Source organism: Virgibacillus dokdonensis (assembly GCF_900166595.1).
GTDB lineage: Bacteria > Bacillota > Bacilli > Bacillales > Amphibacillaceae > Virgibacillus > Virgibacillus dokdonensis.
The window spans coordinates 2,981,915-3,001,891 of record NZ_LT745763.1 but is presented as its reverse complement, the minus strand read 5'-3'; the positions used below and the strand labels follow the sequence as shown (position 1 = coordinate 3,001,891).

Sequence of the window (19,977 nt, the reverse complement as noted above, 5' to 3'; positions counted from 1 at the left end):
GAAGGCATTTTGGTAATAAGTAGATTTTTTAAAAAACTTAAAAGTATTTATCGTATATTCTATTCTAATTACCATTGAAAATAATTCCGCTTTAGCGAGTATGGAAGTATCTGTTATTCCTTACTATTACTATGTACGAATAATCATCCAGAAGGTTTCAAGTAATTGGTATAATTGTGGCTGACTAATTTGGCAAAACTACATATTTGAGAGCACTAACAACAAAGGATGGTTCGTATGCAAAAAAAAATGTGTGTATCGATATGTGTGATTTTGATTTTGCTTTTAACAGGTCAACAAGCAATAGAAGCTTCTCTTCATGAACTGTTAACAAAATCCGATCCAACTAACAATAAAGAACAACAGCGTTATAATAAAATGTTATTGATGTATACGGCGAAGGAAATGGGCATTCAAGTGGAAGGGAAATCTAAAGGAACATTACAAAAGGAAGTAGAGCAGCTAATTATAGAACAAGCTAGGAAAAAATATGCCATTCAGGCAGAAGGAAGAAGTAAAAGAGAGCTACTAGAAGCGATTCATTATACGCTAGTGGTTCAAAAAGCAAAACAGCTTGGTTTAAAAACAACTGGAAAATCGGCAGAACAATTAGCGAAAGAAGTATATGATAAACAATTAAGGAAGAAAGCCAACCAATTGGGGGTTGTATGTGAAGGTAAAACGACAGAACAATTAAAACAAGCATTAATCCAATTTGAGGTAGAGGTAGAAGCCAGGCGATTAGGAATAAAGCAACGTGAAAAAGGCATAGATCAGCTAATTAAAGAAGTACATGAAGCTAAATTATACCATACTGCCGAACAATTAGGGTTACTTACAATGAATAAAACTCCTGTTGATTTAATGGAAGAAATTATTGTTAACCATGCAACAGAAGCAAAAGAATTACAGTTATACCCATTTCAAAATGGGGAACTTCATAGCTACCTTCACTTTAAATTTGAACTAGAGGATCGTTTTATGATATTTACAAACAACTGAAAAAATTTTTGTGAACAAGATTGAGTAGGCGTATGCAATTGCCCTTTAAAGGTATGATTTCCATATTTTTCATTTTGTATGGAACGTTTAGCTAAGAATTCAGATCCAACTACTTATGGCTACTGATTTCTTGTCAATGAATGTTATTATAAATAAATAGAAATTCTACAACGTTACACTACTAAAAGTATCCTTCCTGTAATTTGGATTTTATACTTTTAAACCATAAAAACGTATTGGTTTGTATCATTTTTATCATATGGTATGATGTTAATTATGTCACATAGTGAGTGAATGTTGATTATGATTAAGTTTTTCCTAATAAAAGTGAGCTTTAGAATTGGGAGATATAAAATGCGAGGTAACAACATCTAAATCTCCTATCTCTTTAGCTACCTTTAGTTCATACGATTGCTCCCATAGAAAAACATAGGACAAACAACAGCGTGGTTATCTTACATTATAGGAAAGTTAGGGTTTATCGTATAAGCAAAACGACCATGTTTTTCGTCATAAAGACTTGACAATAGCCAAGTTTTTTTAAAAAAGAATGAGGGATAAATCAAGTTTTCTAATAAGCAGTGGGATGATAAGTATCTCACTGCTTGAAGACTCACTTTATCGTATAAGAAATGAATTTTTTCACTGTGCAATGTGTTTCTGGAATAAACACAAGTATTTCACGTGCTCCATTATACAGGAGCAAGCAAAAGAACACGTGCATACGAAAAATATTTTTTATGCATGAAGAAAGGGGAGGTATGGTGACTTCAGAAAATACAACAACAAATAATCCGAGAGAAGTAAATAAAGTACCACTGCTTATCGTTTTAATTTCAGGTGCATTTGTTGCCATTTTAAATCAAACTTTATTAGCAACTGCTTTGCCAAAGATCATGCAAGATTTACAGTTAGACGCCAATACAGTTCAGTGGTTACAGTCTATATTTATGTTAGTAAATGGCATTATGATTCCAATTACGGCATTTTTAATTGAACGATTTACGACAAGAGGACTCTTCCTAACAGCATTAAGTATATTTGCGGTAGGTACACTTATTTGTGCAATTGCTCCAAACTTTTCTGTGTTAATGGTTGGGAGAATCGGTCAAGCAGCGGCAGCAGGCATTATGATGCCGTTAATGCAAACGATACTGTTCCTCATATATCCAATTGAAAAAAGAGGTACAGCGATGGGGATGTTCGGTATGGTGATTGCTTTTGCGCCAGCTATAGGGCCGACATTGTCTGGATGGCTAGTAGAGCACTTTCCGTGGAGAAGTGTATTCTATGTCGTATTGCCAATTATTATTATCGACATCGTTGTTGCCTATTTTATTTTAAAAAATATTACGAAACAAACATTTCCGAAAGTAGATGTGATATCGATTATCTTGTCTACATTGGGCTTTGGTGGTTTATTATATGGATTTAGTGTGGCAGGTAATAGCGGTTGGGGAAGCGCACAGGTAATTATATCGTTAGTTGTTGGTGCCATTACATTAACCATGTTTATTTTAAGGCAGATGAAATTGGAACAACCTATCTTAGAATTTCGCGTATTCCGTAATGCTGTTTTTTCTTTAACAACAGCGTTAGGAATGGTTACTTTTATGGCAATGATTGGCGCAGCAGTTATCATTCCTATTCTTGCACAAAATATGCTTGGGTTTACCGCCTTGGAATCTGGTTTAATGATTTTGCCTGGTGCCATTGTTATGGGAGTAATGAACCCAATTACTGGAAGATTATTTGATCGATTCGGTGCACGTTGGTTAGCCATTATTGGTCTGTCTATTGTCACGATAACGACATTTATGTTTACAAATATATCTATGAATACGTCATTTGGCTATATTGCAACAGTAAATGCGGTTCGTATGCTTGGGATAGCCATGGTCATGATGCCTGTTACAACGGCAGGATTAAACCAATTACCATTCCATCTTATACCGCATGGAACTGCGATGAATAACACGATGCGCCAAGTTGCCGGAGCTGTTGGAACAGCTTTACTAGTAACAGTGATGACAAATTCCGCATTACCAGAACAAGGTGTTCAAGGAATGATTCATGGAGTAAATGTTTCATTTATTGTAGCTGGAGTGTTTGCGATTATAGCACTTGTCTTATCTCTATTTATCAAAACGGAATCAAACAAAGAGTCGGTTAAACTTAGTAGATAAAGAGAGTTTTAGATGATGCTTTTTCGTCTAGAAGCAACCAAATAAATAAAATAGTTGACATTCTTCGCTTTTGTATCCATAATATTATAAAAACAAGTTGAACGGTAAAAAAGGATTAGTATGTGGATGATTCAGTGCCAGAGATGGGGAGTTAGAAGCTGGGAGCTTTCCACGCTTGAAGCCACAGAACCTGCCTTTTGAGTCCCATGAAAAATGGGCGCTATATTCGGCGTTATCGAAGCAAGCGGGATGTTATTCTAACATCTAACATAGGTGGTACCGCGGAAGAAGCTCTTTCGTCCTTGATTTAGAGGGATGAATAGGGCTTTTTTCACTATAGGTAAAAATTTCTAAGGTTTATTATAAGTAAAACAACGGTGTTAAGATCATGTTATATATCCATGTGATAGATACATATAAAATATAAAAGATATGGGAATAGGAGCATGTAAAGTGAGGAAACAGAGAGTTGTTGTAAAAATAGGAAGTAGTTCGTTAACAAATGCACATGGTGAAATGGATGAGGCAAAGTTAACCGAACATGTGGCAGCGATTGCCAAGCTTCGCGAATTAAAGCATGACGTTATTTTAGTTTCATCAGGTGCAGTGGCCGCAGGTTTTCCACAAATTGGCTATGCATCAAGGCCTGTAACCTTAAAAGGAAAGCAAGCTGCTGCGGCTGCAGGACAGGGATTGTTAATTCAAACATATATGGAAAAATTTTCAGAATATGATTTACGGGCTGCCCAATTATTATTGACGAGAGACGATTTTAAAGATCGAGAACGATATAAAAATGCGTTTAATACGTTAATGGAACTATTAGAACGGCGAGTTATTCCAATTATTAATGAAAATGATACGGTATCCATCAAAGAACTTACATTTGGAGATAATGATATGTTGTCAGCTTTAGTTAGCGGTATTGTTCATGCAGACCAGCTCATTATGCTTACCGATATTAACGGCATCTATGATTTAAATCCACGTCAAAATCCAGCAGCTAGAAAATATGACCATCTTGCCCAAATTACAGAAGAAATGGTTGACCAGACAGATCAACATGGGTCTTCAGTAGGTACTGGAGGAATGAAATCGAAGTTGGAAGCTGCAAAGATGGCTTTATCATTAGGTGTTAGTGTGTTTATCGGAACTGGAAAAGGCGCTGAAAAATTATCGCAAATCTTGGAAGGAAGTGGAGATGGTACTTATATTTCTAATCCTGCTAAAGGTTCGATTACGACCAATAAGCAATGGATTGCACTTCATTCAGATCCGGTAGGTCAACTTTACGTGGATAAAGGTGCAGAAGAAGCAATCCTTTATCAAGGAGCAAGTTTATTAGCTGCAGGGATCCGGAGAGTGCAAGGGCAGTTTAAGGAGAGGGACGTTGTAGAAGTATATGGAGAAAATGGGTTAATTGGCAAGGGGGAGGCAAGTTGTTCAGCAGATGTAATTATGAAAGAATTGCAACTAAGGAGCGTGGACAAAGATTGCTTATCATCTAGGGTTATTCATCGAGACCGTTGGGTGAGATTAACATAATTTAAATGAAACAGGGAGGAATGACGATGGCAGAAGTACAAGAGAAAGGGAAGTTGGCAAAAGTTGCAAGCTACCAGTTGAATGGTATAACAACAAAGGAAAAGAACGAAGCGTTGGAATACATTGCAAAGCAGTTGGTAGAAGACAAGGAGAAGATTCTAAAAGAGAATCAGAAGGATTTACAGGTCGGAGAAAAAAGTGGCATCTCAACATCGATCTTAGATAGAATTATGTTGGATGATACGAGAATTGAAGCCATGTATGACGCTATATTTCAACTTATTGCATTAGATGATCCAATTGGTGAAGTTCTTGAGCGTCTTGAAAAAGATAATGGTCTTCGTATGGAAAGAAAACGCGTTCCCATCGGCGTAATAGGTATGATTTATGAAGCACGACCAAATGTAACGATTGATGCGGCCACATTAGCTTTAAAAACAGGAAATGCGGTTATTTTAAGGGGAAGCTCATCTGCTACGTTTTCCAATCAAGCTATCGTCGCATCGATTCACCAAGCTTTGGCTAAATCAAAGCTTCCAGCAGATGCGGTTCAACTCATTACGGATACAAGTAGAGAGACGGCACAACAATTATTTACGTTAAATGAATACTTAGATGTATTGATTCCTCGAGGAGGGAAAAACCTCATTCAAAAAGTTTTACAATCTTCAACAGTACCAGTAATTGAAACTGGAGCTGGTAACTGTCATATGTATATTGATGCTTCTGCTAAGCAAGAGCTAGCTTTTAAGCTTGTTTTAAATGCAAAATTACAGCGTCCGTCTGTATGTAATGCAATCGAATCATTGCTCGTTCATCAGGATTGGTTTAAGGAACATGGAAACTCTTTACTAGAAAAACTGGACAAAGAGCAGGTGAAAATTTACGGGGACGAAAATGTTTGTAAGGCTTTTTCAAAAGCGAAATTAGCCACAGAAGAAGATTGGTATACAGAATATCTTGATTTAGCAATTAGTGTTAAATTAGTTTCTACATGTGAGGAAGCGGTCAATCATATTAATAAGTATGGTACACGGCATTCAGAGGCTATTATTACGCAGGACAATGAACATGCTGATTATTTCCAGCAGCACGTCGATGCTGCCGCTGTCTATCACAATGCTTCTACAAGATTTACAGATGGTTTTGAATTTGGGTATGGAGCGGAAATTGGTATTAGTACCCAAAAATTACATGCTAGAGGGCCTATGGGGTTACCGGCACTTACTTCAAGTAAGTTTTATATCTATGGAGACGGTCAGGTTAGGGAATAATAGGAGTGGGAAAAGGTGTGCTATGTGCTTAAAAGTAGCACGTCTTTTTCTCAAATACAAGATGTGTGTTTGAGTCAATAAGGGAGAAAAACAGCCCTACATGCTTTATTTCGTTGTCTAGGATAATATAAAATGAGGTGCTTGTTATAACAAAATAATCGAATGGTCATGTCTAGAAGGTGGAAGAGAGAATAGGATAAAAAACGAGATTTTAATGTTGAAATAGTTAGAGTGGGATGAAAAATTTTTACGAATTGAAAATTCACTTTATTAAAATATTGGAGGCGTTAATATGGCTCATATAGAAGATTTTAAAAAAATAGATATGCGTATTGGAACAGTGAGAAACGCAGAACCTTTTCCAGAAGCAAAGATACCAGCAATTAAACTATATATTGATTTCGGGGAGCTAGGAATAAAACAAGCATCTGCTCAGATTACGAAACGATACGAACCAGAAGATTTAGTAGGGAGGCAAGTAACAGCAGTTGTTAATTTTCCGCCTATGCGAATCGCAGGCTTCAAGTCTGAAGTGCTCGTATTAGGTGGAGTGCCAGAAAAAGGGGACGTTATTTTATTAGCACCTGATGTTGAGGTGGCAAATGGAACAAAGATATCGTAGTGATAAGTAAGTGCTTGAATGTTGTAAAAAATGGTGTATGCGAGTAAACAGTAAAATGTTCAAAAGCGATATTCTACGTAAATAAATCTGAATTGAGCTACTTATTTGTCTAGTATAAACAATGTGAAGGATTTTGCCATGTGAACTTAGCTAAAAGCCAAGTTCTTAAGACTAAAAACGTATAAAGAATATAGTATAGCAAAACGATCGGGTTTTTCCGTCACAAAGTGTGGTGATAGTTTTAGCTTTTCTAAAATAAAGTAAAAACATATTGAACTATTTGATAATTAGGCATATAATATTCCGAAAGAAAGGTGGGGTTTCATTGGATAAAGATTTGCGAATTAAAAGTCATGTTTTTAGTGATGGTGTTATGCGGGCGCCGAACCGAGCAATGCTTAGAGCAGTTGGTGTATCAGATGAGGATTTTAACAAGCCGATGATAGGTGTGGCGAGTACGTGGAGTGAAGTAACCCCGTGTAATATACATATTGATGAGCTAGCTCGTCAAGCAAAAGATGGGGCGCGAGAAGCGGGGGGTGTTCCATTAATTTTTAATACGATCACAGTGTCTGATGGAATATCAATGGGAACGCAAGGAATGCGCTATTCCTTGCCCAGTAGAGATCTAATTGCAGATTCTATTGAAACAGTAGTAGGCGCGGAGAATATAGATGGGTTAGTAGCTATTGGTGGATGCGACAAAAATATTCCCGGATGTATGATTGCGATCGCTAATGCGGAAGTACCTGCTGTTTTTGTATATGGTGGTACGATTGCACCTGGTTCTTTAAAGGGGAAAGATATAGATTTAGTGTCGGTTTTCGAGGGTGTTGGAAAGCATAATAATGGTTCCATTGACGATGAAGAGTTACGCCAAATTGAATGTCACGCATGCCCTGGAGCAGGTTCATGTGGTGGTATGTATACGGCAAATACGATGGCTTCAGCAATAGAAGCGCTAGGTATGAGTCTTCCAGGAGGTTCTTCTAATCCTGCAGAATCAAAAGAAAAAGTAAATGATTGTAATAAAGCTGGTAAAGCAGTTTATCACTTATTAGAAAAAGGCATTTATCCAAAAGATATTATGACGAAAGAAGCTTTTGAAAATGCCATTACGGTTGTAATGGCATTAGGTGGCTCAACAAATGCAATATTACATTTGTTAGCTATTGCACACGCTATAGAAGTGAATTTAACCATCGAGGATTTTAATCGCATGCAAGTAAAGACGCCTCATTTAGCTGATTTAAAACCAAGTGGTAAGTATGTTATGCAAGACTTACATCGGGTAGGCGGTGTACAAGCTGTAATGAAGTTCCTTCATGAAAATGGGTATCTTCATGGCGATTGCTTAACGGTAACTGGTAAAACAATTGCAGAGAATTTGCAAGAAGCGCCGTCCTTACAAGAAGGACAAGAAGTGATAATGCCTTTTCATAATCCGAAACGTAAAGATGGACCACTTATTGTGTTAAAGGGTAACCTTGCCCCAAAGGGCGCTGTAGCAAAAGTATCTGGTGTAAAGGTAAGTCGACATGTAGGGCCTGCGCGGGTTTTTAATACAGAAAAAGAAGCAACAGAAGCGGTATTGGATAATAAGATTAAAGAAGGAGATGTACTTGTCATACGCTACGTCGGACCAAAAGGAGGCCCGGGTATGCCGGAAATGCTGTCTATTTCAGCTATTTTAGTTGGAAAAGGGCTAGGTGAAAAAGTAGCTCTATTAACCGATGGTAGATTCTCTGGCGGAACACATGGGCTAGTCGTCGGGCATATCGCACCAGAAGCGCAGGTTGGTGGTGCAATTGCTTTCTTGCAAGAAGGGGATATGGTGACGATTGATTCTACGCAAAAAGAGATATCGTTTGCAATATCAGATCAAGAATTAGCGGAAAGACAGAAACATTGGACTGCTCCTCCATTGTACAAAAAAGGTGTGTTAGGTAAATATGCTCATAACGTATCCTGTTCTTCGTTAGGAGCTATTACCGATTATTTAAATAAATAGTCAAGTGAGATACCAATATATTTGTTAATGAAATACTTTTTCAAATTCATAACTTGCGCAATATATGCTAAAAATATATTGCGCATTGTTATTTTTATATTAAACCTATAATAATAAAGTTTTAACTGATATATTGCTTTGTAAAGAAATTGTAATAAAAATAGCTAAATGAAGTCCGACAACTCTGTAAGCGTATACAAATGAACAATAAAATTATTAATACCAAAAAACTTTAAAAAAGCTGTTGACGTCTGAATAAAAACAGTATATTATTAACGGCAATATCAAAAAAACAAATAAATGGAAACAATGATTATTTACAAAAGAATATGAATTTAATGCGATGAAGGGAAAAAAGGAGTATGACTACTGTATTCACAGAGATTCGGGGACGCTGGAAGCCCGGAAATACAATATACTCTGACATCATCTCTGAGTGCTGGACTGAACAGGCAACCTAATAGGCCAGCCAGGTGCAATTTGTATGTACCTGTTATCCAAAAGAGTTTAGGTTATGTTTCTAATACCGTAACCGATGATACTCGTCGAGTTAGTATTCGTGAGGATACTAAAAAGCTGGGTGGTACCGTGAAGAGCAGACGCTTTTCTCCCCAATTACTGTAATTAAGCTTGCAGTCTTATGGGGGAGGAGGGCGTTTTTTATTTGTTGTACAATAGGAAACCATCTGAGCTAACACGAATGCTTTCGCCCAATAGACTTTGGTGATAAGTTAACTTTCTCTAAGATTGGTGGCAACTATCTCGCTGAAAACAAACGATTTATTTTCAAAAGATTTGGTCTATCTTGGAGGGAAAGGAATGATTGAGAGTTAGAAATGATATGTGTAGAGCTTAATTTTATGCGTTATATAATTTTAGGCATTATCGTATAAAAAAATGATAGCTTTCACAATAAAAAGTTGGCGGCAAGCAAAATTTTCCTAATATTTACTTTTTAAAAGGAGGCACGAGAAGTGAAAGTGCAGGTAAAGCATGAATTGGAAAGTACAAAAGAAATAGTTACAGGTGCTGATGTGTTAATTAATGCCTTAGTAGAAGCAGAAGTGGATACAATTTTTGGTTACCCGGGTGGTGCGGTCTTACCGATTTATGATGCTATTTATCGCAGCAATGCACCATTTGAGCATGTTCTCTCCCGTCATGAACAGGGTTCCATTCATGCGGCGGAAGGATATGCTCGAGTTACAGGGAAGCCGGGGGTAGTTATTGCTACATCTGGTCCAGGAGCTACCAATTTAATTACTGGAATTACAGATGCAATGATGGATTCATTACCAATTGTTGTTTTTACTGGTCAGGTAGCTAACAGCGTCATAGGTACCGATGCTTTTCAGGAAGCAGATGTCATGGGGATTACCACTCCAATTACGAAGTACAATTATCAAGTAACAAATCTTTTGGAGCTACCAAAAATTATTAAAGAAGCCTTTCATATTGCTTCTACTGGTAGACCAGGTCCTGTAGTCGTAGATATTCCGAAAAATATTTCTTCTGAGTTATCTGATGCTGTTTACGATGATCACTTTGCGCTTCCTGGCTATCAACCAAATAAAAACCCAAATCCATTGCAAATTACGAAACTAATGGATGCATTAAGCAAATCTAGCCGTCCATTAATTTTAGCTGGTGCAGGAGTTATTTTTGCAAATGCAAGTGAGAAATTAATCGCATTTGCAGAAAAGTTTCAGCTTCCAGTTGCGAACACGTTATTAGGGCTTGGAGGGTTCCCAAGATCGCATGAATTGTCACTTGGTATGGCAGGTATGCATGGGAGCTATACAGCAAACATGGCAATCTATGAATGTGATTTTTTAATTAATATCGGTGCTCGTTTTGATGATCGTTTAACTGGTAACTTACAGCATTTTGCTCCTTTAGCCAAAGTAGCACATATTGATATCGATCCAGCGGAAATTGGCAAAAATGTCTCAACGGAAATACCAGTGGTGGCAGACGCAAAAGAAGCATTAATAGCGTTACTAGCAACTTCTAATGAGCCTGTAGAGCGATCAGCTTGGCGAGATCAATTAACTTCGTATAAAAAGCAATATCCGCTTTGGTACGATCGATCGGAAACATTTATTTCACCACAATGGTTGATGGAACAAATTCATGATTTGTCAAAAGGAGAAGCGATTGTAACTACGGACGTTGGGCAGCATCAAATGTGGGCAGCACAGTATTACGCGTTTGAAAAGCCAAACCGCTGGGTAACATCAGGAGGCTTAGGGACAATGGGATTTGGATTTCCAGCATCGATCGGCGCACAATTGGGAGCTCCAGATGATGTAGTCATTTCGATTGTAGGAGATGGCGGGTTTCAAATGACGTTTCAAGAATTATCCGTCGTAAAAGAGAAAAAATTGCCCGTAAAAGTTATTATTGTCAATAATCAAGCTTTAGGCATGGTGAGACAGTGGCAGGAAAGCTTTTATGAAAAACGTTATTCAGAATCCTTGTTTATGGAAAATCCGGATTTTGTAAAATTAGCTGATAGTTATGGCGTGCGCGGCATGCGTGTTGAAAAGGAAAAAGACGTTCCAAAAGTATTACAAGAAGCGTTAGCTTTCGATGGTCCTGTTGTAGTTGACTGTCGTGTTGTACAGCAAACTTCTGTTTACCCAATGATCGCACCTGGTAAGGGAATTCATGAAATGATCGGGGTGAGAAAATGAGGCGGATTATTACGGCAACCGTACAAAATCGTAGCGGTGTCCTCAACCGAATTACAGGAATGCTATATCGACGACAGTTCAATATTGAGAGTATTTCTGTAGGTGCCTCAGAAACAGAGGGTATTTCAAAAATGACGTTTGTTGTTGAAATTGAGGACCATCAGAAGTTAGAACAGCTAACAAAACAGTTAAATAAGCAAATCGACGTATTGAAAGTTTCTGATATTACAGAAAAAGCAATTGTAGCGAGGGAACTAGCATTAATTAAAGTTGGCGGAAGTGGTCAGTTACGTGCAGAGATACAAGGAATGATTACCCCGTTTCGGGCTTCTGTGATTGATGTGAGTAGAGATAGCTTAACTATTCAAGTAACTGGAAGGCCAGATAAGGTAGAAGCACTTATCTCATTATTAAAGCCGTATGGGATTAAAGAACTAACTAAAACTGGTGTAACAGCTTTCTTACGTGGACAGCAGCCAACACAGGTGACAGAACTTAATGCATTTACGATTTAAAATAGGGAGGAATAAAAATGTCAAAAGTACTTTATGAGCAGGATGTAAACACAGAGGTTTTAAGAGAGAAACGAATTGCTATTATTGGGTATGGTTCACAAGGCCATGCACATGCTCAGAATTTAAGAGAGAGCGGGTTTGATGTTATCGTAGGACTGAGACCAGGAAAGTCTCAAGTAAAAGCAGAAGAGGATGGGTTTACAGTCCTGTCGGTAGCAGATGCTGTAAAACAGGCAGAAGTAGTCATGATTCTTTTACCAGATGAAATGCAAACTACCGTTTATACAGAGAGCATTGAACCGAACTTGCAACCTGGAAATGCGATCGCTTTTGCCCATGGATTTAATATTCACTTTAGTCAAATTGTCCCGCCATCTAATGTCGATGTTTTTCTTGTAGCACCGAAAGGGCCTGGTCATTTAGTTCGTCGTACGTATGAAGAAGGAGCCGGAGTTCCTGCACTTTATGGCATTTATCAAGATGTGTCTGGAAAGGCAAAAGAAATTGCATTAGCATATGCTCAAGGGATTGGCGCTGCTCGAGCTGGAATTTTAGAAACGTCTTTTCAAGAAGAAACAGAAACGGATCTTTTTGGCGAGCAGGCTGTATTATGTGGAGGCGTGACAAGTTTAATTAAAGCAGGATTTGAAACATTAACGGAAGCTGGTTATCAGCCAGAAGTAGCCTATTTTGAATGTTTGCATGAGATGAAGTTAATTGTTGATCTTCTCTATGAAGGTGGTTTGGAAAATATGCGTTATTCTATTTCTGATACAGCCCAATGGGGGGACTTTGTATCAGGGCCACGCGTAGTAAATGAAGAAACGAAAGCTAGAATGAAAGAAATTTTGCAAGATGTGCAAACAGGAGCTTTTGCTAAAGGCTGGATTTTAGAAAATCAAGCGAAACGACCGCAATTTAATGCAATTAATGCGAAAGAGAACCAGCATCCAATCGAGCAAGTAGGAAAGGAGTTACGTGCATTAATGCCTTTTGTTTCAGAGCCGTTACAGAAAAAGCAAAATAAACAAAAGGATGTGAAAGTTCATGTCAACAATTAAACTATTCGATACGACACTGCGCGATGGAGAACAATCACCAGGCGTCAATTTGAATAAGTTAGAAAAAATAGAAATCGCCAAACAGTTAGAACGGTTAGGTATGGATCGGATTGAAGCAGGTTTTCCTGCTTCGTCCGAAGGCGATTTTCAAGCGGTCAAGGAAATTGCAGACACGTTAAAAAATACGTCCGTTATCGCTTTAGCAAGAACAGTCAAGTCGGATATTGATACTGCTTGGGAAGCATTAAGAGGTGCAGATGAACCGCGAATTCACATATTTCTAGCGACGTCGCCAATTCATATGACGTATAAGCTGAAAAAGACGCCGGAAGAAGTAATTGCAACAGCAACAGAAATGGTAGCATATGCAAAGCAAACATTTTCACAAGTGCAGTGGTCAGCAGAAGATGCGTCACGCTCAGATTGGGGATTTTTAGCACAAATTATTGAAAAGGTCATTGATGCTGGTGCGACTGTTATTAATTTACCAGATACGGTAGGTTACACAACACCTAAGGAATATGGGGATATGTTCCATTATATTAGAAAGAATGTTCCTAATATTGAAAAAGCAATGTTATCATGCCATTGTCATAATGACCTTGGGATGGCAGTTGTAAATTCTATTGCTGCTGTAGAAAATGGTGCGACACAAATCGAAGGAACAATTAACGGTATTGGTGAACGGGCAGGAAATGCATCCTTAGAAGAGATTGTCGTTGCTTTAAAGATTCGTTCTGATTTTTATCCTTATCAAACAAATATAAAGCTTGATGAAATAAAAAGAACGAGTGATATGGTGGCAAAACTGACAGGAATGCATATTCAAGCAAACAAGGCCATTGTTGGAAGAAATGCATTTGCCCATGAATCTGGAATCCATCAGGATGGTGTGTTAAAACATGCTTCTACGTATGAAATTATTACTCCAGAGTTGGTTGGCGTTCAAGCAAATACGCTGTTTTTGGGGAAACATTCGGGGCGTCACGCTTTTAAAGATAAATTAAAAGAACTTGGAATGCGCGTAACAGAAGATAATATGAAGCAAGCGTTTGAGGCGTTTAAGCGATTAACAGATCATAAAAAAGAGGTAACGGATGACGATATCTTTACTATTGTAACGGAGATCCAAACCAACACTGCTACAGTGGATAAATATACGTTGGAAATGTTTCAACTACAATATGGATCCAATAACATTCCGACTGCTGCTGTTGAATTAAAGACCCCGTCTGGTAAAAAGGTGAAAACGGCGTGTACAGCACAAGGGAGTGTCGAAGCATTATATAAAACACTAGAGTCATTAACCGAAGAAGAAACAAGATTAATTGATTATCAGATTAACTCTGTCGGAGGTGGAAAAGATGCGTTAGCGGAATCGCGCGTTCAACTTACAGTGAATGGAGAAACTGTAAATGGCCGGGGTTCGGCACAAGACGTCATGGAAGCTTCCGTGCAAGCGTATCTAAATGCAGTCAATCGGTATATTATTCAACAGGTGAATGCAGAGAAGAAAGAAGTTGTAAAAACTCAGTGAAAAGGAGAAGAAATGTATGAATAAGCAAATTGTTATTCTTCCTGGTGACGGTATTGGTAAAGAGATTATGGATGCTGCCGTACGTGTTTTACAAGCAATTGCTGAAAATTTCAATCATCAATTCACCTTCTCAGAGCATCTCATAGGTGGTGCTGCAATTGATGGAGAACAATCGCCTTTACCGGAAACGACGATTCACGCGTGCAAAAAAGCGGATGCCGTTTTATTAGGAGCAGTGGGAGGGGAAAAATGGGATGCCTTACCTGGAGAAAAGCGACCAGAGAAAGGATTGTTAGGTATTCGCAAAGAGTTAGGTTTATTTGCAAATTTGCGGCCAATTAAGGCATTTACTCCTTTACTGCATGCCTCTCCTTTAAAGGAAGAGATAGTAGAGGGAAGCAACATTTTAATTATTCGTGAATTAACAGGTGGATTATATTTTGGCGAACCGAAAAAACGTATTCCAGAGGAAAATGCAGTGGTAGATACATTGTATTATACTCAAACAGAAATAGAGCGAATCGTTGATAAAGCTTTTCAAACAGCTAGAACGAGAAAGAAGCGCGTCACTTCTGTGGATAAAGCAAATGTTTTAGAATCAAGCAGGGTGTGGAGAGAGGTTGTGGAAGAAAAGAGCAAACAATACCCAGACATCGCTGTGGATCATTTGCTTGTCGATGCTGCGGCAATGAAACTCATTACAAATCCAAAGCAATTTGACGTCATTGTGACGGAAAATATGTTTGGAGATATTTTAAGTGATGAAGCGTCTGTTTTAACGGGTTCCTTAGGAATGCTTTCCTCTGCAAGTGTTCGAACGGATGGCGTAGGTCTTTATGAACCTGTTCATGGATCAGCACCAGATATTGCTGGCAAAGGAATTGCCAATCCACTCGGGATGATTCTCTCTGCAAGCTCTATGCTCCGTCAATCCTTTGGTATGGAACAGGAGGCTGACGAAATAGAGTACGCTGTACAAATGACACTTGAACAAGGCTACCATACGCCTGATTTATCTATTAAAAACGGTACGGTCGTTGGAACAAAAGAAATGACAGATATAATATTAGGAAACCTTGCTACGAATGATGCTTCACAATGTATTTGTAATTCTTATGCATAACAAAGAGGGGGTGAAAAATTGGCTGCAGGAAAAACGATTATTGAAAAAATTTGGGAACAACATACCGTGCATCAAGAAGCAGGGAAACCAGATTTATTATATATTGATTTGCATTTAATTCATGAGGTAACTTCCCCACAAGCGTTTGAAGGTTTACGATTGAATAATCGCAAAGTCCGAAGACCAGATTTAACTTATGCGACGATGGATCATAATGTACCAACCAAAAACAGAGATGAAATAAGAGATGCGATTTCGCAGAAGCAGATGGAAACATTGCGGCGTAATTGTAAGGAAAACCATATATCATTAGCAGATATGTTCCACCCTGATCAAGGGATTGTTCATGTGATTGGGCCAGAGTTAGGTTTAACACAACCGGGAAAAACGATTGTTTGCGGGGATAGTCATACGTCCACACACGGAGCGTTTGGAGCTTTAGCTTTCGGAATTGGTACGAGTGAAGTGGAGCATGTATTAGCGACACAAACGGTATGGCAAGAAAAACCAAAGACATTAAATGTCCATGTGGAAGGTGATTTAGGATCTGGTGTAACTGCTAAAGATTTAATTTTAGCAATCATTGCTAAATTTGGTGTTCGTTTTGGAACGGGGTATGTTATTGAATACACGGGAGAAGCAATTCGTAATCTTCCCATGGAAGGTCGGATGACCGTTTGTAATATGTCCATTGAAGCTGGTGCGCGTGCAGGTTTGATTAGCCCTGACGAAAAAACGGTGGACTATTTACGCGGAAAGGCGCATGTCCCGGAAGGAGAAGCATTTAACCAACAAGCGCAACAATGGCTAGCTTTAGCTACAGATGAAGGAGCAATATATGACCATTATGTCAGCATCCGAGGTGACGAAGTAGAGCCACAAGTAACATGGGGAACGAATCCAGCTATGTGTGTACCTGTAAGTGGATCAACGCCAAGTTTAGAGGAGACAGATTACCCTGAAGATGTAGAACGTGCGCTTCAATATATGGGGTTATTGGAGAACCAGCCAATTTCTTCTATTCATATTGATCATGTATTTATTGGCTCGTGCACGAATTCACGATTAGATGATTTACAAAAAGCTGCTTCTATTGTAAGCGGGAGAAAAGTCCATCCTGAAGTACGTGCCATTGTTGTTCCAGGTTCGTTTAGCACCAAATTACAAGCGGAGAAACTTGGAATAGATAAAATCTTTCAAGAAGCTGGGTTTGAATGGCGTGATGCAGGTTGTAGCATGTGCTTAGCTATGAATGATGATGTAGTTCCTTCTGGTGGGCGCTGTGCTTCTACTTCCAATCGTAATTTTGAAGGCAGGCAAGGAAATGGTGCTAGAACACATCTAGTTAGTCCAGAAATGGCAGCTATTGCTGCGATTGAAGGGAGATTTGTAGACGTTCGAGACTATGCAAGCACGAAAGTTTCTTCTTAACTTATTTTTATGCATAAAAGAGGGAGGGGAGCCAGTGGAAGCTATTCAAAGGCATAGAGGTGTAGTATACCCATTAAATCGAACGAATGTAGATACGGACCAAATTATACCGAAGCAATTTTTAAAACGAATTGAGCGTACTGGATTTGGGCAATATCTTTTCTACCATTGGCGATTCGATGATGATGGAGAGCTTAGAAAAAATTTCAACTTAAACGATAAACGGTATGAAGACGCCTCGATAGTAGTGGCAGGTGAAAATTTTGGTTGTGGTAGTTCAAGAGAGCATGCTCCATGGGCACTATTAGATTTTGGGTTCCGAGTTATTATAGCGCCAAGCTTTGCGGATATTTTCTATAATAATGCTTTAAAAAATGGCATCATCGTTATCCAAGTAAAAGAAGAGCTTGTAAACCAATGGTTAAAAAAAGCGGAACGAGAGGAACTTATTTTAGATGTAGATTTGGAAAAGCAGCAAATTATGGACCGAGAGATGGTTTATCCGTTTCAAATTCCAGAGTATCATAAGCAAAAATTAATGAACGGATTGGACGATATAGCTTTAACATTACAACATGAGGAAAAAATTGCACGATACGAAAAAAGTATGTGATAAAAATCAAGGAAAAATTTTAATTTCGATAGGGAGTGTGGAGATATTGGGGATTGCTTAACAGGTGAAAAGGTATATAATGCGTTGCAGCGACTTGCTCCGCTTGTTCATCGAACACCTTTATTAACATCACAGACAACGAATCAAGCTTTAGGGAAATATGTTTATTTTAAAATGGAAAATCAACAGAAAACAGGTGCTTTTAAATTTAGAGGTGCTACCTATAAATTAATGCAATTAAAGCGACGGCAACTGGATCAAGGTGTGGTTACTGCTTCAGCTGGAAATCATGCACAAGGAGTGGCCTATGCAGCTCGTAAATTAGGGGCAAAAGCGACAATTTTTATGGCAGAGAAAACGCCACAAGCAAAAGTAGATGCAACACGCAATTATGGAGCAGAAGTCGTTTTGTCTGGAGAAACTTTTCAAGAAGCATATGAGGCTTCTATGGATCATCAGCTTCGTACAGGTGCAACATATATTCATCCATTTGACGATTATGATGTCATGGCTGGTCAAGGGACAGTTGCAATGGAATTATTACGTCAAGAAGATCGGGTTGACACGATATTAGTTCCAGTAGGTGGAGGAGGATTAATTAGCGGTATTGCTGTTGCAGCAAAGCATGTGAATCGAAATATGAAGGTGATTGGGGTGCAAGCTGAGGGAGCAGCTGCTATTTATAAAAGCTTCCATACTGGTAAAACAGAAAATCTACATGCCGTCCAAACGATTGCTGAGGGAATTGCAGTGAAAAAGCCAGGTGAACGAACATTACCGTTAATCAGACAATACGTGGATGATATGATAACCGTTTCTGACGAAGCGATTGCATCATCTATTGTTTACATGCTTGAACGAAATAAAACATTAATGGAAGGAGCGGGTGCTGCAGCAATTGCCGCCTTATTCACCCATAATGAGCAATTAAAATCCCGACATTGTGGGGTCATTGTAAGTGGTGGAAACATGGATATTAGCACCATGCCCAAAATACAGGAACTAGCTGCACGTTTGTCTCACCGTGAGCTTGTTTACTCATAACGCTAGTTTAGGGAACCTCATAAAAACGGTTTTCAAAATTTATCCCCGTACCATATGAACAAAAATGGTGCGGGGAGTGCTATGTGAAGAAGCACATTAAAAATGGTTTAGAGTTTTTGTCCATAATATTTATCAAGTGAGAAACCTCTACCTAGTATTTCGGAAGCATTCAAGAAGATGACAAATGAATCGGTTTCCTCTCGCTGCAATATCTTCTTTAATTGAACGGCCTCTTGCTGTTCTGCAACACAAAGAATCATTGTTTTCTTTTTATCTGAATAACCTCCAACAGAACGTACTTTTGTTAAACCTCGATCCAATTCCGTTCGAATTATGGATTGAATACGCTCTTCATTATCCGTAATAATCATCACCAATTTTGTGGCAGAGGTTTGTAGTTGAACAATATCGATCGTTTTACTTGTAATATAAATACACATGAGTGCAAAAAGTGTTAATTCCAAGTTAAATACAATAATGGAAGAAATGACAACTACTCCATCCACAATTAATTGGGAGTATCCACTCGATAATCCAGTAAATTTCTTTACAATTTGCGCAATAGCTGCTGTACCACCAGTTGATCCATTTCCTTTATAAACAATCCCTAACCCAACTCCAAGGATAATCCCTCCGTAGATGGCACTAAGTAAAGGGTTTGTTAATGTAATGGGAATGTCGGAACTTAACCAAATAATAAATGGAACCCAAAATGTACCTACCAGCGTTTTCGAGCTGAAGTCTTTGCCTAATGCTATCCATCCTATAATAAAGATAGGGATATTTATTAAAAATTGAACGAAAGAAGGACTAATTTGGTACAACTCAAATAAAATGGTACTTACACCAGATATGCCACCTGCTGCCAATTTAGCAGGTAATAGAAAAATATTATAAGCTAAGCCTACTAGCGTAGCACCAAGGATAATTTGTATGTATGCTAGTACGGTTGGATTCATTTTTTTCGTAATAGTCGTCATGTATATAAATCCCTCTCTTTAAAAAGCAAAGTAAACACGCATACCATTCTAACATGTAGGAAATATGCTGTCGACTTTCTCTAGAAAAGGGGATGTGTCAAGTTTTTCTAATGATTTGTTAAGAATTAGCAATAGCAACTGCTTCGTAGTATAGGAAATGGTAAACGGAGGTGCTTGTGAATAATGAAATAATCGAATAGCCACGCCTAGCTCCATCGCCTTGCAGCTAGGCGACTTCACCAAGTCGTTCTACAATAAGTCATCGTCGATTCGTCACTAAGAGGAAGGTCGACTTAAAAATGGGCTTGCTACCCGACGTCGACATAACCTTTTTTTA

15 protein-coding genes are annotated in these 19,977 nt (G+C 38.4%); 14 read left to right on the top strand and 1 reads right to left on the bottom strand.

The annotated features are described in order from the left end of the window. Window positions 1-237: 237 nt before the first annotated feature. The 14 genes from B2C77_RS15610 (at window position 238) to ilvA (ending at window position 18,660) form a co-directional block, all read left to right on the top strand. Window positions 238-1,002: a hypothetical protein gene (locus tag B2C77_RS15610; protein ID WP_077705698.1), complete on the top strand. Its 765-nt coding sequence runs from the start codon at window positions 238-240 to the stop codon at window positions 1,000-1,002. 761 nt (window positions 1,003-1,763) lie between these two features. Further along, window positions 1,764-3,188: an MDR family MFS transporter gene (locus tag B2C77_RS15605; protein ID WP_077705695.1), complete on the top strand. Its 1,425-nt coding sequence runs from the start codon at window positions 1,764-1,766 to the stop codon at window positions 3,186-3,188. A 453-nt stretch (window positions 3,189-3,641) separates the two neighbouring features. Then, entirely contained in the window at window positions 3,642-4,733 is a 1,092-nt protein-coding gene (proB, locus tag B2C77_RS15600) for a glutamate 5-kinase (protein WP_077705692.1), read from the top strand. A 26-nt stretch (window positions 4,734-4,759) separates the two neighbouring features. Then, window positions 4,760-6,007: a glutamate-5-semialdehyde dehydrogenase gene (locus B2C77_RS15595; protein WP_164085271.1), complete on the top strand. Its 1,248-nt coding sequence runs from the start codon at window positions 4,760-4,762 to the stop codon at window positions 6,005-6,007. A 292-nt stretch (window positions 6,008-6,299) separates the two neighbouring features. After that, on the top strand, window positions 6,300-6,629 hold the full coding sequence (csaA, locus tag B2C77_RS15590; protein WP_077705687.1) for a chaperone CsaA: 330 nt from the start codon (window positions 6,300-6,302) through the stop codon (window positions 6,627-6,629). A gap of 325 nt (window positions 6,630-6,954) precedes the next feature. Continuing rightward, the gene (gene ilvD / locus B2C77_RS15585; RefSeq protein WP_077705684.1) at window positions 6,955-8,640 is read left to right on the top strand and encodes a dihydroxy-acid dehydratase; all 1,686 of its coding nucleotides are present in this window, start codon (window positions 6,955-6,957) and stop codon (window positions 8,638-8,640) included. Between the two features lie 974 nt (window positions 8,641-9,614). Then, window positions 9,615-11,336 (top strand): acetolactate synthase large subunit, encoded by a 1,722-nt coding sequence (ilvB, locus tag B2C77_RS15580; RefSeq protein ID WP_077705681.1) that lies wholly within the window; start codon window positions 9,615-9,617, stop codon window positions 11,334-11,336. After that, window positions 11,333-11,851 carry an acetolactate synthase small subunit gene (gene ilvN, locus B2C77_RS15575; RefSeq protein ID WP_073008515.1) on the top strand — a complete coding sequence of 173 codons (519 nt, stop codon included), beginning with the start codon at window positions 11,333-11,335 and terminating at the stop codon, window positions 11,849-11,851. The genes ilvB and ilvN overlap by 4 nt, the downstream gene beginning before the upstream one ends. Before the next feature lie 17 nt (window positions 11,852-11,868). After that, complete coding sequence (gene ilvC, locus B2C77_RS15570; RefSeq protein WP_077705678.1) at window positions 11,869-12,912, top strand: ketol-acid reductoisomerase; 1,044 nt, start codon at window positions 11,869-11,871, stop codon at window positions 12,910-12,912. Then, window positions 12,899-14,449 carry a 2-isopropylmalate synthase gene (locus B2C77_RS15565; RefSeq protein ID WP_077705675.1) on the top strand — a complete coding sequence of 517 codons (1,551 nt, stop codon included), beginning with the start codon at window positions 12,899-12,901 and terminating at the stop codon, window positions 14,447-14,449. The genes ilvC and B2C77_RS15565 overlap by 14 nt, the downstream gene beginning before the upstream one ends. Window positions 14,450-14,465: 16 nt before the next feature. Next, on the top strand, window positions 14,466-15,572 hold the full coding sequence (gene leuB / locus B2C77_RS15560) for a 3-isopropylmalate dehydrogenase (protein ID WP_077705672.1): 1,107 nt from the start codon (window positions 14,466-14,468) through the stop codon (window positions 15,570-15,572). Window positions 15,573-15,590: 18 nt separating this feature from the next. Next, complete coding sequence (gene leuC / locus B2C77_RS15555) at window positions 15,591-17,003, top strand: 3-isopropylmalate dehydratase large subunit (RefSeq protein ID WP_077705669.1); 1,413 nt, start codon at window positions 15,591-15,593, stop codon at window positions 17,001-17,003. A gap of 34 nt (window positions 17,004-17,037) precedes the next feature. Continuing rightward, complete coding sequence (leuD, locus tag B2C77_RS15550; protein WP_077705666.1) at window positions 17,038-17,616, top strand: 3-isopropylmalate dehydratase small subunit; 579 nt, start codon at window positions 17,038-17,040, stop codon at window positions 17,614-17,616. 84 nt (window positions 17,617-17,700) lie between these two features. Then, the gene (gene ilvA, locus B2C77_RS15545) at window positions 17,701-18,660 is read left to right on the top strand and encodes a threonine ammonia-lyase (protein WP_237342772.1); all 960 of its coding nucleotides are present in this window, start codon (window positions 17,701-17,703) and stop codon (window positions 18,658-18,660) included. A gap of 107 nt (window positions 18,661-18,767) precedes the next feature. Here the strand turns inward: ilvA and B2C77_RS15540 are convergent, their stop codons facing one another. Further along, window positions 18,768-19,640: a YitT family protein gene (locus tag B2C77_RS15540; RefSeq protein ID WP_237342771.1), complete on the bottom strand. Its 873-nt coding sequence runs from the start codon at window positions 19,638-19,640 to the stop codon at window positions 18,768-18,770. Between the last annotated feature and the right edge of the window lie 337 nt (window positions 19,641-19,977).